Source organism: Lwoffella lincolnii (assembly GCF_037201985.1).
Taxonomy (GTDB): domain Bacteria; phylum Pseudomonadota; class Gammaproteobacteria; order Pseudomonadales; family Moraxellaceae; genus Psychrobacter; species Psychrobacter lincolnii.
Genome location: NZ_CP147511.1, coordinates 2019367 through 2034615 on the forward strand (window position 1 = coordinate 2019367; position 15249 = coordinate 2034615).

General features: G+C 45.2%; 13 protein-coding genes. 7 read left to right on the plus strand and 6 right to left on the minus strand.

From position 1 onward, the window contains the following. Window positions 1-6 precede the first annotated feature (6 nt). Together WDM69_RS09160 and ispE are read left to right on the plus strand one after the other, a co-directional pair. The gene (locus WDM69_RS09160) at window positions 7-750 is read left to right on the plus strand and encodes an outer membrane lipoprotein LolB (RefSeq protein WP_078308416.1); all 744 of its coding nucleotides are present in this window, start codon (window positions 7-9) and stop codon (window positions 748-750) included. Next, a complete protein-coding gene (ispE, locus tag WDM69_RS09165; RefSeq protein WP_143823362.1) occupies window positions 747-1847 on the plus strand; it encodes a 4-(cytidine 5'-diphospho)-2-C-methyl-D-erythritol kinase in 1101 nt (366 codons plus the stop codon). Before WDM69_RS09160 ends, ispE begins: the two co-directional genes overlap by 4 nt. A 72-nt stretch (window positions 1848-1919) precedes the next feature. Here the strand turns inward: ispE and WDM69_RS09170 are convergent, their stop codons facing one another. The 3 genes from WDM69_RS09170 to WDM69_RS09180 form a co-directional block, all read right to left on the minus strand. After that, entirely contained in the window at window positions 1920-3737 is a 1818-nt protein-coding gene (locus WDM69_RS09170) for a YadA-like family protein (RefSeq protein ID WP_338755395.1), read from the minus strand. A 195-nt stretch (window positions 3738-3932) separates the two neighbouring features. After that, entirely contained in the window at window positions 3933-4055 is a 123-nt protein-coding gene (locus tag WDM69_RS09175) for a hypothetical protein (RefSeq protein WP_276206639.1), read from the minus strand. A gap of 29 nt (window positions 4056-4084) precedes the next feature. Beyond that, window positions 4085-4441 carry a zinc ribbon domain-containing protein YjdM gene (locus WDM69_RS09180; RefSeq protein ID WP_338755396.1) on the minus strand — a complete coding sequence of 119 codons (357 nt, stop codon included), beginning with the start codon at window positions 4439-4441 and terminating at the stop codon, window positions 4085-4087. Between the two features lie 208 nt (window positions 4442-4649). On the opposite strand from WDM69_RS09180, the gene asd reads away from it, so the two are divergent. Further along, window positions 4650-5564, plus strand: a complete 915-nt coding sequence (gene asd, locus WDM69_RS09185; RefSeq protein WP_338755397.1) for an archaetidylserine decarboxylase — start codon at window positions 4650-4652, stop codon at window positions 5562-5564. A gap of 89 nt (window positions 5565-5653) precedes the next feature. Here asd and fadA read toward each other — a convergent pair whose 3' ends face one another. Together fadA and fadB are read right to left on the minus strand one after the other, a co-directional pair. After that, entirely contained in the window at window positions 5654-6826 is a 1173-nt protein-coding gene (gene fadA, locus WDM69_RS09190) for an acetyl-CoA C-acyltransferase FadA (protein WP_078308422.1), read from the minus strand. Between the two features lie 80 nt (window positions 6827-6906). Continuing rightward, the gene (gene fadB / locus WDM69_RS09195) at window positions 6907-9060 is read right to left on the minus strand and encodes a fatty acid oxidation complex subunit alpha FadB (RefSeq protein ID WP_338755398.1); all 2154 of its coding nucleotides are present in this window, start codon (window positions 9058-9060) and stop codon (window positions 6907-6909) included. A gap of 383 nt (window positions 9061-9443) precedes the next feature. Between fadB and WDM69_RS09205 the strand changes: the two genes are divergently transcribed. The 3 genes from WDM69_RS09205 to WDM69_RS09215 all read left to right on the plus strand — a co-directional run bounded on the left by WDM69_RS09205 (window position 9444) and on the right by WDM69_RS09215 (window position 11435). After that, window positions 9444-9587, plus strand: a complete 144-nt coding sequence (locus WDM69_RS09205; RefSeq protein ID WP_240494966.1) for a helix-turn-helix domain-containing protein — start codon at window positions 9444-9446, stop codon at window positions 9585-9587. A gap of 28 nt (window positions 9588-9615) precedes the next feature. Beyond that, window positions 9616-10308 carry an RNA-guided endonuclease InsQ/TnpB family protein gene (locus tag WDM69_RS09210; RefSeq protein WP_338755399.1) on the plus strand — a complete coding sequence of 231 codons (693 nt, stop codon included), beginning with the start codon at window positions 9616-9618 and terminating at the stop codon, window positions 10306-10308. A 149-nt stretch (window positions 10309-10457) separates the two neighbouring features. Then, complete coding sequence (locus WDM69_RS09215; RefSeq protein WP_411350668.1) at window positions 10458-11435, plus strand: polyprenyl synthetase family protein; 978 nt, start codon at window positions 10458-10460, stop codon at window positions 11433-11435. 64 nt (window positions 11436-11499) lie between these two features. Here the strand turns inward: WDM69_RS09215 and ompR are convergent, their stop codons facing one another. Then, entirely contained in the window at window positions 11500-12303 is an 804-nt protein-coding gene (ompR, locus tag WDM69_RS09220; RefSeq protein ID WP_240494808.1) for a two-component system response regulator OmpR, read from the minus strand. Window positions 12304-12640: 337 nt separating this feature from the next. Here ompR and WDM69_RS09225 point away from each other — a divergent pair, with 337 nt between their 5' ends. Next, window positions 12641-15217: a Tex family protein gene (locus WDM69_RS09225; protein ID WP_078306320.1), complete on the plus strand. Its 2577-nt coding sequence runs from the start codon at window positions 12641-12643 to the stop codon at window positions 15215-15217. The last annotated feature ends 32 nt before the right edge of the window (window positions 15218-15249 follow it).

Genomic DNA, 15249 nt, shown 5'->3' on the forward strand with positions numbered 1-15249 from the left:
ACGTTTATGCGTATTAACCACCCTGACCCATCTGTTCGCCCTGACTCACGCACTCAATTAGCCCCATGCAAACATCGCACCAGCATTGCCCTATCTGCGGTGCTGTCAGCATCATGGTTGGTTGGTTGTCAAAGCACGCCTAACACCACAGCCAGTAACATGCCCGCACAAACGGTCTCAGACATCAAGGCGTCAGAAATCAAGGCATCAGAAATTACAGCATCAGACATGACACCGCTAACCCCCATCAAACCAGATAAATTTGCACTGTTGGGCAAAATTGGCATGGTCAACACCAGCAACAACCAAGCTGGCAGTGCCTTTTATGCGTGGGGGCAAGAACAAGACCGCTTTACCATTGAGTTGCAAGGGGCGTTGGGCTTAGGCTTGACCACCATCACATACAATGGCAGTACCGCCATGTTAAAGAATGCCCGCATAGGCACAATGACTGCCCCAACCCCTGAAGCTTTGTTATTGCAAGCAACCAACTGGCAAGCCCCCATCTCACACCTACCCTATTGGCTGTCAGGCTCACCAGCCCCATCAGACACCACCCAACATCAAGACGAACATGGCCGCCTGACACAAGCGGTTAATGGTGAGTGGACAGCCCATTTTACCTATCCCAATGATGTCAAGCATCACCATGATACACGCCTTGATGGATATCCTTACGCCTTGCCCAATCAAATCACTGCCACCCATGCCAATGGCAGTAAACTCACCATGAGTATCCGCCATCAATGATAAAGAGAGCAACGATAAAGCAAGCAACAGCAAGGCATCTGCCATCAATGCCAACCGCTCATGCCATCATTAACCACATGGCATCAGACAACTGCCCAACCCCAACCATGGCATCATCTTGGCTATTATCCCCTGCCAAGCTCAATCTTTTTTTACACATCACAGGTAGGCGGGCAGATGGTTATCATGACCTACAGACACTGTTCCGCCTGGTGAATTGGGGCGATGCCATGCGATTTGAGCCATTGGCAAGGCAGTTTGTCTTAGCCGATTATTTGGCGACAAAAGCACATATCAAAAAAACAGAAAGCACAAAAAAAGAAAGCACACAAACATCAATCAGCCCCATACATTTAAATGGGGCTGATGGCATCACGCCCTCTGTAACCGACAATCTTATCCATCAGGCGACTGACGCACTGCTGTCTTACGTGGCAGAGCATGCCACTGCCATGCCAGTTTCTTTGCCCATCATTGACATCAGCTTAGACAAACGCATTCCCACAGGGGCTGGGCTGGGTGGCGGTTCTTCTAATGCCGCCACTGCTTTGTTGATGCTCAACCACCTATGGCAACTCGGTTTATCCAATCCACAACTACAATCCATTGGGCGGACGCTTGGGGCAGATGTGCCAATCTTTGTGTTGGGGCAGGACGCTTATGCCACAGGCATCGGTGATGTGCTTGAGCCAGTTAGATTGCCCAATCAACGCCACTTGTTGTTATTGCCACAGGCACACATCGCCACCGCTCAGTTGTTTGCCCATGCCCAATTACAACGAAACTTGCCCATGCTCAGCACCGCAGAGTTGGTTGATAGACAAGATGACTATTTATTCCGACTTGTGCCACCATTTTGTAATGTGTTTGAACCTGTGGTTAGGCAGTTAAGCGATGACGTGGCGAGTGCGTTTGATGCGTTATGGCATCTTTGCCACACACACAAGCTATCTGCTACCCCACGGTTAACGGGTTCTGGGGCATGTGTATTTTTGCCCATCGACGACGACACAGACCCCACACTGTTACAATATTGGCAACAGCATTGGCATAAAAACGCACTTTGTCAGGCGGTGGTGGTGGAATCTTTGGTATAAAAAAAGCAGTCAATTAACTGACTGCTTTTTTGGGACACTAAGCTTTTATTGATGAACAGATTTTATTAACGATTAAAACTCGTAGTTAATGCCAAGGTTATAAGAGCCTTTTCTACTGCCACTGGTGTTAATGGCTGCACCGCCTTTAAATGCCAAGTGTGGGTTAACACGATAGCCTGCACCGACAGCGATGGCAGATTTTGAGCCATAAGCCCCAACGGCTGCAGAGACGCTGACTTTACCGACATTATAGGGTTGGAACAGACCATTTAAGGCAGCTTGGGCAGCCATGCTGTTTTCAACCTTATCATTTAGGTCATTAACCCGAGCATTCACAGTGCCAACTTTGTTGTCGACGGATTGGACTTGTGTGTTAAGTTGGCTATAGTTTTCTTGGACGGTTGTCAATCTTTCGTCAACTTTGTCTTGATTTTGCTTAACTTTTGTTTCTAAATCCACCAATTTTTGGGCATCTACTTTACCACCCAATTTTGCTTCGATGGCTCTTTGGTTTGCATCAATGGTTCTTTTATTTGCATCGATTCTTTGGTGATGTTGAGCAAGTGTGGTTTTGTTTTTCGTAATATCAGCTTTATTGGTGGTAATACCAGCTTTGTTTTTCGTAATGTCAGCTTTGTTGGTGGTAATGTCAGCTTTGTTTTGGTTAGCTTGTTTCTTGGCGATCAGAGCGTCTTTTTTGTTTTCAGCGATGCCCAGTTCAGCAGTGGCAATACGTTTGGTATTGGTTAAGCTTGCTTTACCAAGGTTTTTGATGTCAGAGGCATGCTGATCTTGCTGTTGAGCAAGTTCATAGATATTGTTGATGTTATTAGCAATATCTGCTTGGTTTTTAGCAATATTATCGGTATTAGCAGAGCTTGCTTTGTTTAAAGCGTCAATGGCTTCAGTTTGTTGTTTAGCATAGGCATCTTGTAGCTCGTTATAAGCGGCTAGGTCTTCGATGTTTTGCGTATTTTCAGAACTTGCTTTGTTGAGTGCATCAATCGCATCGGTTTGCTGTTGAGCGTATTTGTCTTGCATTTCACTGTAAGCAACCAAATCTTTGATGTTTTGAGTATTGTTAAACACTGCGCCATCTAGCTGTGAGATTTTATCCAAGTTATCACTGGTGGCTTCATACAGATCTTCGATAGAGCTGTTGTTTTTTTGAATGTCAATTTGATTTTGAAAGGCTTTTTTGGTTACTGAAGAAATATCAGCTTTATTTTCTTGGATATTTTTATCTAGCTCCTCCATGACCGCCACGCCAGCAAGCTGAGCTCTTGCTAAGTCTTTGATATGTTTTTTATTTTTAGCAATGGCAGTCTTATTTTTCTCAATCTCAAACACATTGATAAGGTTTTTATTAGCATTTTGTTCAATGGCAGTTTTGTTTTTCTCAATTTGACTGCCTTGGCTTTCTACAAGCTCTGCAACCCCTTGAATATCTTGATTAATTTCTTCGTTTTGCTCAATCAGAGCATTTTGAGTTTGGGTCAATTGTTGAATACTTTCATCAATATTTTTTGTGTTTTCAGCAATCTTCTTTTGGTGTTGTTCGATTTTTTTTTCGTTATTCCCCACCGTTCTTGTCTGAGTCACATAAAGGTTTGCCGTATTTGTGATTTTTTGGCTATTTTCTTGGATAGTTTTAAAATTTCGGATATTAGATAATGATAGAAGCTCACTTATTGTTTGATCGTTTTGTAACTGTTGTCCACTTTGAAGAGTTTTTTCTAATTCCTGTATCCTAGCTTCTACTTGCTTCATATCTATTTTCTCGCTCTGCTGAGCTTGTTGTGCATGCACAGTAGACACCGCACCTAAGCCTAAGATGGCACTGACAATGGCGATTTTTAAGGGAGGGGGAGTTAAGGTTGTGTGTTTCATAAGGTCATCTCCACGATGGTTATCATAATGTCTAAGAGTCTAAGACAGCATCTAAATAACCTGACCTAACTAACAGACCACAAGCATGAAAGACGTAGACGTAGATATGGCAGTCAAGCAGTCAAGCAGTCAAGCAGTCAAGCAGTCAAGCAGTCAAGCATAGTTTAGTCGATGGTTGCTCTTTTGTCAAACTCCTTACTTTTTTTTAGTAAGATTAAGAATGATGAGTAAGCCAAGCGTGTCAAACCAATCAAAATGAGCGGTCAGCTCTTGAATGGCAATCGTACCATGTGCTTTACTGATGTTCTTATGTCCCAAATTTTACGCAGTCATCATCTGTCATCACGTCATGCTTTTTTAACCACCGATGACTTAAGTTTCATCGCCCCAAAGCCTTCGATTTTGCAATCGATGTCATGGTCATCAGGGGCATCATGGATTAGGCGAATGCTTTTCACCTTAGTGCCAACCTTAATCGGTGTTGATGACCCTTTGACTTTTAAGTCTTTAATCACCGTTACCGAATCACCATCTTGCAACACATTGCCCACCGCATCACGAATGATTGGGCTGTCGCTGTCTGCTTGCTCTTGGGCATCACTTTCCGCTTGCGTCCATTCGTAACCACACATCGGACAAATCAGCAATGCCCCATCTTCATAGGTATATTCGGCCGTGCATTTTGGGCAGTTGGGTAGACTCATGATATTCTCGCCTATTGTTTGTTCATTTGGTTAACTGATTTTTTGGTTAACTTTTTTTTGGTTAACTTAAGTATTGTGCGTATTGTACGTTTTTATCGGTCAATTTACCATGTTTCACTTATGCTAAAATAAGCGTCATTCCATCACAATCACCCATTAATCCAATCACCCATCAATCACCCATGTGCCAACATCAGAGAGACATACCATGAGACACACCATCAAACCCAGCATTAAACCCAGTCAGCATCTGACCGCCAAGTTATTTGCCACCGTGCAACACCTTATCCCCCAACAAACCCTAAGCAAAGTGGCTGGACAACTTGCCAGTTCACGTCATGCCATGTTAAAAAAGGTGCTGATTCACGGATTTGCCAATGCCTATGACATTGAGCTGGACGAATATCAACGCCAAAGTTTAAGCCAATACGACAGTTTTAATGATTTTTTTACTCGTGAGCTGGCACAAGACGCACGACCCATTGATGACTCGACAAATGGCATTGCTTGCCCTGCTGATGGGGTGGTGTCTGCCCTTGGGCACATGAACAAACAACAGATATTACAAGCCAAAGGGCGTGATTATTCGGTGGCTCAACTGCTTGCTAACCTTGATGATGGGCAATATTTTACCGATGGCAGTTTTGCCACGGTGTATCTTGCGCCCAGTAACTATCACCGTGTGCATATGCCATTAAATGGCCGTCTGCTAAAAACCCGTTATGTGCCGGGGACGTTGTTTTCGGTCAATGATGCGACGGCTCAAAACGTGCCAGATGTGTTTGCTCGCAATGAGCGTTTGGTGTGTGTGTTTGAAACCACGTTTGCTCATGGGCAGACAGGACGCTTTGCTGTGGTGATGGTGGGGGCGATGATTGTGGCAGGCATAGAGACGGTGGCAACGGGCAAAATCGTACGAAGCAATCATGTTCAAGAGTTAAACCATGACATCATGCTCAATAAAGGCGAGGAGTTGGGGCGGTTTTATTTGGGCTCAACCGCCATTGTGCTGATGCCAAAACAGGCAGGGGTGATGTGGCAAGCTGACATTCATCAAGGCAGTGTGGTTAAAATGGGGCAAAAAATGGGGGATAAATCACCGTCAACATCATCAGCACCTTAAAGCAGAAAAAACAAAACAGACAAAACCGTTTTGAATTCAAAACGGTTTGTTTGACTAATCGCCGTGCGTCATTAATTTATCGTGTGTCATTAAATTCTTTCAATCACCGTGGCAATGCCTTGCCCCAAGCCGATACACATGGTGGCAAGACCGATTTGGGTGTCTTGTTGCTCCATGACGTTAAGTAAGGTGACAAGAATGCGAGCCCCCGAACAACCCAATGGGTGTCCCAACGCAATTGCCCCACCATTGACGTTGATGATGTCTTGTTTATCGGTTAGATTTAAGGCTTTTAATACAGATAACGCTTGAGCGGCAAAGGCTTCGTTGAGTTCAATGGTTTGGACATCGTCAAGGCTGATGCCAGCACGTTTGAGCGCTTTTTGGGTGGCTGGCACAGGACCATGACCCATGATGGCAGCATCACAACCAGCGATTGCCATACTGCGAATGCAAGCTCTGGGTGTCAGCCCCAACGCTTTGGCTTTATCAGCACTCATCAGCAACATGGCGGACGCACCGTCAGATAAGGCTGATGAGGTGGCGGCGGTAACTGTGCCATGAACAGGGTCAAATACGGGGCGTAGTTTTTGCATGGATTCCATGGTGGCATCGGGGCGAATCACTTCATCTACCGTGCAACGTTGTAATTTGCCCTCATCGTCATGACCTTCTATTCCGATGATTTCGTTATCAAAACGACCTTTTTGAGTGGCTTCCCACGCACGGCGGTGCGATTCAAGCCCAAAGGCATCTTGCTGTTCACGGCTGATGTTATTCATGCGACCGAGCATTTCAGCCGTCAGACCCATCATGTTGGACGCTTTGGCATAATGTTTGGACACCGCAGGGTTGATGTCAATGCCGTGCATCATGCCCACATGCCCCATATGCTCCACACCACCGATGATAAACACATCGCCTTGATTGGTCATGATTTGGGCGGCGGCGGTGTGCAGGGCTTGCATGGACGAGCCACATAAGCGATTGACGGTCTGGCCACCTGTGGTTTTAGGAATGTCTGCCAATAAGCCAATGTTGCGACCGATGTTCATGCCTTGTTCTAAGGTTTGGTTGACACAACCCCAGATGATGTCTTCGATGTCTTTTGGGTCAAAGTGATTGCGTGCCACCAAGGCTTTGACCAACTCAGCAGATAGGTTGTCGGCTCGCACATGGCGAAACATGCCGTTTTTTGATTTGCCCATGGCACTGCGTACGCCATCGACAATCACCACGTCTTTGGGACTTAAAGTTGTCATTGTTATTCCTTATTTATGAGTAATTGTAATTTATCGGTATTTGGGTAACGGTGATGATGACATCATCATTCATCAACTCATCATTCATAAAAGCGTTCGCCTGCCGCTGCCATATCTTGGATTTTTTGGGGGGCTTGGTAAGCTTTGCCAAGGTGGGCATGCTTGTTGCACAGTGCCAAATAGTTGTCTAAACCAATCTGGTCGATGTATCGACAAGGTCCACCACGGAACGGCGGAAAACCCAAGCCCATCAACATTGCCATGTCTGCTTCACCAGCGGTTGCCACGATGTCATCTTCTAAGCAACGCACGGTTTCATTACAAAATGCCAGCATCATTCGCTCAATGATGTGTTCATCACTAAAGCGTTGTTTGTCATCATCTTGCACTTGTGCCAACAGTTCATACGTGGTGGCATCAACGGTCTTTTTGGGTTTGCCTTTTTTGTCTTTTTCGTATTGATAAAAGCCCATGCCATTTTTTTGTCCCAAACGCTCATTGTCAAACAGGTGCTTGATGCCACCTTTATAATCAGGTTTCATGCGGTCAGGGTATCCTTGAGCCATCACCTCAGCACCATGCACGCCTGTGTCTAAACCCACCACGTCAATCAAATAAGCAGGACCCATGGGCCAGCCAAATTTCTCCATGACTTTGTCCACATGGGCAAAGTCTGCCCCTTGCTTGACCAATAAGTCAAACGCCCCAAAATAGGGGAACAGCACACGATTGACCAAAAATCCGGGACAGTCATTGACCACAATAGGCATTTTGCCCATTTTTTGTGCCAACGCCACGGTGGTGGCAATCGCCTGCTCTGAAGATTGCACCCCACGAATGACTTCCACAAGGGGCATGCGATGCACAGGGTTAAAAAAGTGCATGCCGACAAAATTCTCTGGACGCTCAAGCACGGTTGCTAAATGGCTGATAGAAATGGTGGACGTGTTAGATGCCAAGATGCAATCATCTTTAACCAAGCTTTCGACTTCTTTTAGTACGGCGTGTTTGACTTTGGGGTTTTCCACCACCGCTTCGATGACAATGTCAGTCTCAGCAAAATCACCATAGTTTAAGGTGGGGCGAATGCGTGCCAACGTCTCCCCCATTTGGGCATTGGTCAATTTGCCACGTTCAACACCTTTGCTAAGCAGTTTACTTGCCTCATTCATGCCAAGCTCAAGCTGTTGTGCTTTGATGTCTTTCATGATGATGGGCAAGCCTTTGCTGGCGGCCTGATAGGCGATGCCACCGCCCATGATGCCCGCCCCAAGCACGGCGGCTTCATGAATATCATGAGCATCTTTGCTGTGCTGTTTTGCCAGTTTTTTGACGGCTTGGTCGTTTAAGAATACCCCAACCAAAGCAGTGGCTTGTGGGGTTTTGGCAGCTTTGGCAAAGTGAGTCGCTTCAACTTCGATTGCCTCATCACGTGGCAGATTGACGTGTTGTTCAATCGCATCAATTGCCAACGCCACAGCAGGGTATTGCTTGGGATTGGCTTTTGCAAAAATCACGCCTTTGGCAGAATCAAATGCCATGCGTTGCTCTAATTCATTGAGTTTAACAGGGTTGCGTTTTTCTGCTTGTTTGCCCTGCCAATTCAGCTCACCTGCAATACATTTTTTAACCAAATCAATGGCAGCATCAATCAGCCCATCTTGGGCAACCACGGCATCTACCAAGCCTAATTTTAACGCTTCGGTGGATTTTTGTGGCTTGCCAGTGGCAATCAATTCTAAAGCGTTGTCAATACCGATGATGCGTGGGGCACGCACACTGCCACCAAAGCCGGGGAATATGCCCAATTGCGTCTCTGGCAGACCGATTTGGGCGTCATCACTCATAACACGGTAATCACACACCAAAGTCATCTCACAACCACCACCCAACGCAGCCCCATTGATGGCAGCAACTTTGGGAAATGGCAAGTCTTCAAAGCGATTAAACACCGCATTGATGTCCATAATCCACTTTTTGATGTCGCTTTCATTCTGTTGAAAGTAACCGATAAATTCGGTGATGTCCGCCCCAGCGATGAATACACCTTTACCACTGGTAACCACCAAGCCTTTGATGGTGTCATTGTTTTGTAAAGCGGTAACCGCTTCTGTGAATTGTTGGTTGGTTTGGGCATCAAATTTATTGACACTTTCATTTTTGGCATTAAAGTGCATGTTGGCAATGCCATCATCTATGATGTCAATTTGGATACGGTCTCCTTGGTATATCATGGGATACTCCTTGATGAATTGATGATTTGATGATTTGATTATCAGTTATTCAGTTATTCAGTTATTCAGTTATGAAGTTAAATCAAGCAACTAAAATCAAGCAACGGTTGCAAGACTTAGTGGGTCATGCCTTAGTGTAGGATATTTTCTGATGTGCCACAAACCTCACAATGACTTATAAGTCATTTATCCGTCATCACTGGATTCATGGTAAAATCATGCTTTTGGTTGTTTTGTGAGTTTATCGCTGTTATCTTTTTTGGAATCAGCATGTCTTTGGAGTTGGTTGAAGACATGCTTGCTATTATTCATAGCTTTAGTAGCCGATTGTATGGACTTAAAAAATACAAAAAGCAAGTCAAACAGATGATTAAAGAAAATCCATGATATTAGGACACACGATAGAACTTGCTCCCAATAACAAACAAGCCACCTACTTTAATAAAGCTTGCGGTATCGCACGTCTTGCCTACAACTGGGCATTAGCCGAGTGGCAAAAACAACACGAAGCGGATAAAAATTCCTAACTTAGGTTGGGTAAAGCTCAAAGAAAATTTGCGTTTTAATGGAAAAATTTTAAACGCCACCGTTTTTAAAAAAGGCGGTAAATGGTTTGTATCGATTGGTGTGGAAATTGACAATCCACCAAAATTAAATGCCAAAACACACAAAAGTGTTGGCATTGATTTAGGGATTACCGATTTAGCCACGTTATCAGACGGCACAAAAATTGGGGCACCCAAACCTTTAAAAACAAACCTTAAAAAATTACAACAACTAAGTAAATCGCTTAGCCGTAAACAAAAAGGCAGTAACAACCGTGAAAAAGCGAAAACCAAGCTCTCACGGCTGCATTATAAAATCAGCTGCATTAGAAAAGACTTTTTACACAAATTAACAACCAACTTAGTAAAACAATTTGATGTGATTTGCCTTGAAAACCTTAACGTTAAAGGCATGATTAAAAACCACAAATTAAGCTGTGCTGTTAGCGATTTGGGTTTTTATGAATTTAAGCGGCAACTCATCTACAAAGCCAACATTCATCACAAAACTGTTAAAGAAGTGGACAGATTTTATCCAAGCAGTAAAACCTGTTCATCTTGTGGTTTTGTGATGGCTAAAGAAAACTTGACGTTGGCAACACGTCTATGGACTTGCCCAAATTGTAAAGCAAGTCATGACCGTGATGTGAATGCAAGTTTAAACATTTTAAACAAGGCGGATAAAGTCCTAACTTTATCTTAATATAAACAAGCGGTAGGTTCTACCGTGTTAGTCTATGGAGTTGATGTAAGTCCAAGTTCAAATGAATAAGGCAAACAACGTTGAAGTAGAAATTAAACGCTAAATTTACCTTTGGGTAGGTTTAGATGGGTTTTAAGGAACAGATTAGCATGTCTTTGAGAACCAGCATGGCACAGCAGGCATTTTCTGACTTTATGGCACAGACATTGGCTCAGTTTCAGCAAGACAGCACCGTATTGTTACAACATGGCCACTTGCCCACACCCTTAGGTGATGCCTGTCATTATGTGATGGCAGGTCATGGCAAACGGGTGCGTCCTTTATTGGTGGCTTGTGCTTATGCCAGCCTGCACCCTGCATCATGTGATGGCTTGGCTCATGCGTCGTTGCCCGATGTCGTCCGCCGTTCGATGCTGGCGGTGGAGTTTTTGCATGGTTATTCACTGGTGCATGACGATTTGCCATGTATGGACGATGACAACCTACGTCGAGGGCGTGCCACGTGTCATATTGCCTTTGATGAAGCCACTGCCCTATTGGTGGGTGATGTGTTACAAACATTGGCGTTTGAAGCCTTGGTGGCAGACATTTTCTCTGGCAATGCTTTTGACAAACACACCGATGCCCCCAGCTGTCAGCAACTGCTTAGGGTGTTTGCCCCTTGTGCCAGACGCATGGTCATCGGACAGATGTTGGACTTAAATGGCGAAAACCAAACCCTAAACCAAACTCAACTGCAAGCCATTCATACAGACAAAACAGGAGCGTTGATTGAAGCGTCCGTATTGATGGGGGCGATGTGTGCCAAGATAAATGATGCTCAGGCAAATCATCAACAGACAACCGCCCTGACTGGCTTTGCCAAAAGCTTGGGGTTAGCATTCCAAGTGCAAGACGACATTTTAGATGTCATCTCTGACAACAACACATTGGGCAAACCCACAGGCAGTGATGAAAAACTTGACAAATCCACGTATGTCAAATTGATGGGGGTGGCTCAAGCAAAAACGTACGCCCAAAGTTTATATGATGACGCAAAAGCCAACCTAACTTGTGCCTTCGGTAAAACCGCCAACCTCAGTCCATTGATGCAATTGACCGATTGGCTTTGGCGAAGAAATAACTAAGCATTAGGAATAATCAAGGATTAAAAACAACCAACCTTATGATGGCAGTCATCACGACATCAAATCAGTTTTCCCCATCAGGCACAAACACATAACCCACGCCCCACACCGTCTGAATGTAGCGTGCTTGAGAAGGGTTATCTTCAATCAAACGACGCAAACGAGATACCTGCACATCAATTGAACGCTCCATCGCCCCCCATTCACGCCCACGAGCAAGATTCATCAGCTTATCACGAGTCAATGGCTCCCGAGGGTGCTGTACCAACGCCTTTAATACCGAAAACTCCCCTGTGGTTAAAGTGACCACCGAATCATCTCGCTTCAACATGCGAGTGGACAAATCCAGCGTCCAAGGACCAAACTCAATCACCTCCACCTGTTGGCTTGGGGCTCCGGGTAACTCACGGCTTTGTCGTCTCAGTACAGCTTTGATGCGAGCGAGCAATTCTTTTGGGTTAAATGGCTTGGGCAAATAATCATCTGCCCCTGCTTCAAGCCCTGCGATGCGGTCATTATCTGAGCCTTTGGCGGTCAGCATGATAATGGGAATGTCGCCACTGTCTTGACGCAGACGCTTACAGATGCTGATGCCATCTTCACCAGGCAACATCAAATCCAACACAATCAAAGAAAACATTTCTCGTTGCATCAGCTTATCCATTTGGTTGCCATCGTGAGCGGTACGCACCACATAGCCATCATCTTCTAAAAACCGCTGTAACAATGTCCGCAAGCGAGCATCATCATCTACCACCAAGATGCGTTGATTAAAATGCTCACAGGCATCTTTATATGCCTGCTTTTGATGTTGCAGGTTGGTGATGTCTGTCATGTCGTCATTTTGATTTGGGTCATCTGCCATCATGGCGTTATCCTTATCTTGTGTGATGATTTGCTATCATGCCATTGCTTACTGCTTACTGCTTTGCTTACTATTGTGCGACTGGCTGACAAGCTGTTTGATAAAAAACAACGGTGAAAAAAACCATAAAAATACACCTGTGTGAATAAGTGTATAAGATTGACAAACAAATTGCATCATACAAAACGTAAAAGTAGTTGAACATTTACAGACAATCTTTCTTTGTTATTCCTTGTTATTCTTTGTTATAATGTCTGCCATTTAGTTTCATTGAACATGATACGTACCCCATAATAACAGCACCCATACTAACAGCAACAGATACGATAACGGATAACGCATGTCTGCCACCACCCTTGATGACGTTCTAGACCCACAAACCCAAGCACACATTCATGACAAACTTGCCAATGAGCTGAGTGTTAAACGCAGCCAAATTGACGCCTTTGTCAAACTGTATGATGACGGAGCAACTGTGCCGTTCATCGCTCGCTATCGCAAAGAACAGACAGGAGGCTTGGACGATGCTCAACTAAGACACCTTGAGACTGCTCTTAATTATGAACGTGACATGGCAACACGCCGTCACAAAATCGTGCAGTTATTACACAATCAAGGCAAGCTTACCGATGACTTAAAAACTCGCATCGACAATGCCAAATCCAAGCTTGAGTTAGAAGACATCTATCTGCCTTATCGCCCACGTCGCCGTTCACTCTCTGCCAAGGCACAGGCAGCTGGACTAGACAGCATCGCTCACACCATTTTAAACGAATCAATCAGCCCGACCGTTGCCTTGGCTGACTACCAACCCCCCGAGACAGTCACTGATGACACAGGTGAACCCATTGATGTGGACTTTAGCGACCTTGACAAACAGTTGGCAGGCGTGCAAGCCATCATCATTGATGAATGGACACAACAACTGGACTTATTAGACAAGGTGCGTCATGGTTTTAGCAAAACCGCCACCATCAATGCCAGCCTTGCCAATGAAGAAAAACGAGACGTGGGTGAGAAGTTTAAAGACTATTTTAACCACAGCGAAAACCTAACCCGCTTACCCAACCACCGCCTACTTGCCATGCTAAGAGGGCGACAAGAAAACGTGCTGACACTCAAGGTAGATGGCGAAGACACCCCTTTTATTGAACAAATCATCAGCCACTTTGCTCTTAATGACAAACAGCCAATTGAACGCCAAACCTTTTTACAAGAAACGGCAACAAACCTTTGGGCAGACAAATGGCGACCACACATCGAACATCGGCTACTGACCGAAAAACGCCTAACCGCCGAAGCCGATGCCATCAATGTGTTTGCCAATAACTTAAAGCACCTGCTGATGGCAGCCCCTGCTGGAGCAAAAATCATCTTAGGCGTTGACCCCGGTATCCGTCATGGGGTAAAAATGGCGGTGATTGATGCCCAAGGTCATGTGGCTAAAGACACAAATGGCAACCCTGCCACCGCCACCGTATATCCGTTCCAACCTGATAACAAAGTCGCTGAAGCCAAAACCACCATCAGCCAACTCATTCGTGACCATGGGGTAAATTTAGTCGCCATTGGCAATGGTACCGCCAGCCGAGAGACCGATGCGTTAATCAAAAATATCCTAAAAGAAGACAATCTCACCGCCACCGCAATCGTGGTCAATGAATCTGGCGCATCGGTGTATTCTGCCAGTGAACTGGCCAGCAATGAGCTGGGTGAGCTAGATGTATCATTGCGTGGGGCAGTATCCATCGCCCGCCGACTACAAGACCCCTTATCTGAACTGGTTAAAGTTGACCCAAAAGCTATTGGCGTAGGACAATATCAACACGATGTCAACCAAAACCAACTGGCAGACAGCCTAGATAAAGTCACTCAAGATTGTGTGAATGCTGTGGGCGTGGACGTAAACACCGCCAGCCCTGCCATTTTGTCACACATCGCTGGACTAAATCGCAACGTTGCACAACAAATCATCACCTACCGTCAAGAGCATGGGGCATTTAAGAACCGTGAACAACTGAAAAATGTTCCCAGACTGGGGGTTAAAACCTTTGAACAAGCGGCTGGGTTTTTACGCATTCGTGATGGTGAAGAACCACTTGATGCCACTGGCGTGCATCCAGAAAGCTATGCCATGGTCGCCACGTTACTTACCCAAGCTGGCAAATCGTTAGCAGATGTCATCGGTCAAGAACAAGCCCTAAAAGAGCTGGACATCAGCCAATTTATTACTGACAACGATGTCAGCTCAACCGAAAACACCCAGACCGAAAACAGCCACGCCAATAACATTCAATCCGTGTTAAACGAGCTTGCCAAACCTGCTCATGACCCAAGGCCTGAATTTAAAACCGCCAATTTTCGTGATGATGTCAATGACATCAGCGATTTATCCGTTGGCATGGAACTTGAAGGCGTGGTAACTAACGTTACCGCTTTTGGTTGCTTTGTCGATGTGGGGGTGCATCAAGATGGACTGGTGCACATCTCTGAAATGGCGAATGACTTTATCCAAGACCCACTCAATCGTGTTAAACCTGGCGACATCATCACCGTCAAAGTGCTGTCCGTTGATAAAGAGCGTCGTCGCATTGGGCTTAGCATGAAAGAGGTGGGCAAAGAAGCCAACCAATCCGCCAAAGACCGTCGTACTCAAGATGGCAGTCCGATTAAAACAGACACTGACCATCAAAATAAGCAACACAGCAAAACTCACACTGGGCGTGGCAGTCGCAACCAATCTTCTCGCCCCTCCTCCTCCCAAAAATCCAGCAAGACACAGCATCACCACAAAGACAATCACTCTGGTCATGGTAAAAATACCAAGAGTACAAAGAGCCATGCCAAAGTCAATTCTAAAGACAATGCCAATCAATTAGGCAGTTTGGGGGCATTACTAAAAAAGGCAGGATTGTAAATTTTGAATGATAAGCCTGATTTAACTCATCA

Bases quoted from the DNA above. Each gene is read 5' to 3' on its own strand.
- WDM69_RS09160 (WP_078308416.1), top strand. From the start codon at position 7: ATGCGTATTAACCACCCTGACCCATCTGTTCGCCCTGACTCACGCACT.
- ispE (WP_143823362.1), top strand. From the start codon at position 747: ATGATAAAGAGAGCAACGATAAAGCAAGCAACAGCAAGGCATCTGCCA.
- WDM69_RS09170 (WP_338755395.1), bottom strand. From the start codon at position 3,737: ATGAAACACACAACCTTAACTCCCCCTCCCTTAAAAATCGCCATTGTC.
- WDM69_RS09180 (WP_338755396.1), bottom strand. From the start codon at position 4,441: ATGAGTCTACCCAACTGCCCAAAATGCACGGCCGAATATACCTATGAA.
- asd (WP_338755397.1), top strand. From the start codon at position 4,650: ATGAGACACACCATCAAACCCAGCATTAAACCCAGTCAGCATCTGACC.
- fadA (WP_078308422.1), bottom strand. From the start codon at position 6,826: ATGACAACTTTAAGTCCCAAAGACGTGGTGATTGTCGATGGCGTACGC.
- fadB (WP_338755398.1), bottom strand. From the start codon at position 9,060: ATGATATACCAAGGAGACCGTATCCAAATTGACATCATAGATGATGGC.
- WDM69_RS09205 (WP_240494966.1), top strand. From the start codon at position 9,444: ATGATATTAGGACACACGATAGAACTTGCTCCCAATAACAAACAAGCC.
- WDM69_RS09215 (WP_411350668.1), top strand. From the start codon at position 10,458: ATGTCTTTGAGAACCAGCATGGCACAGCAGGCATTTTCTGACTTTATG.
- ompR (WP_240494808.1), bottom strand. From the start codon at position 12,303: ATGATGGCAGATGACCCAAATCAAAATGACGACATGACAGACATCACC.
- WDM69_RS09225 (WP_078306320.1), top strand. From the start codon at position 12,641: ATGTCTGCCACCACCCTTGATGACGTTCTAGACCCACAAACCCAAGCA.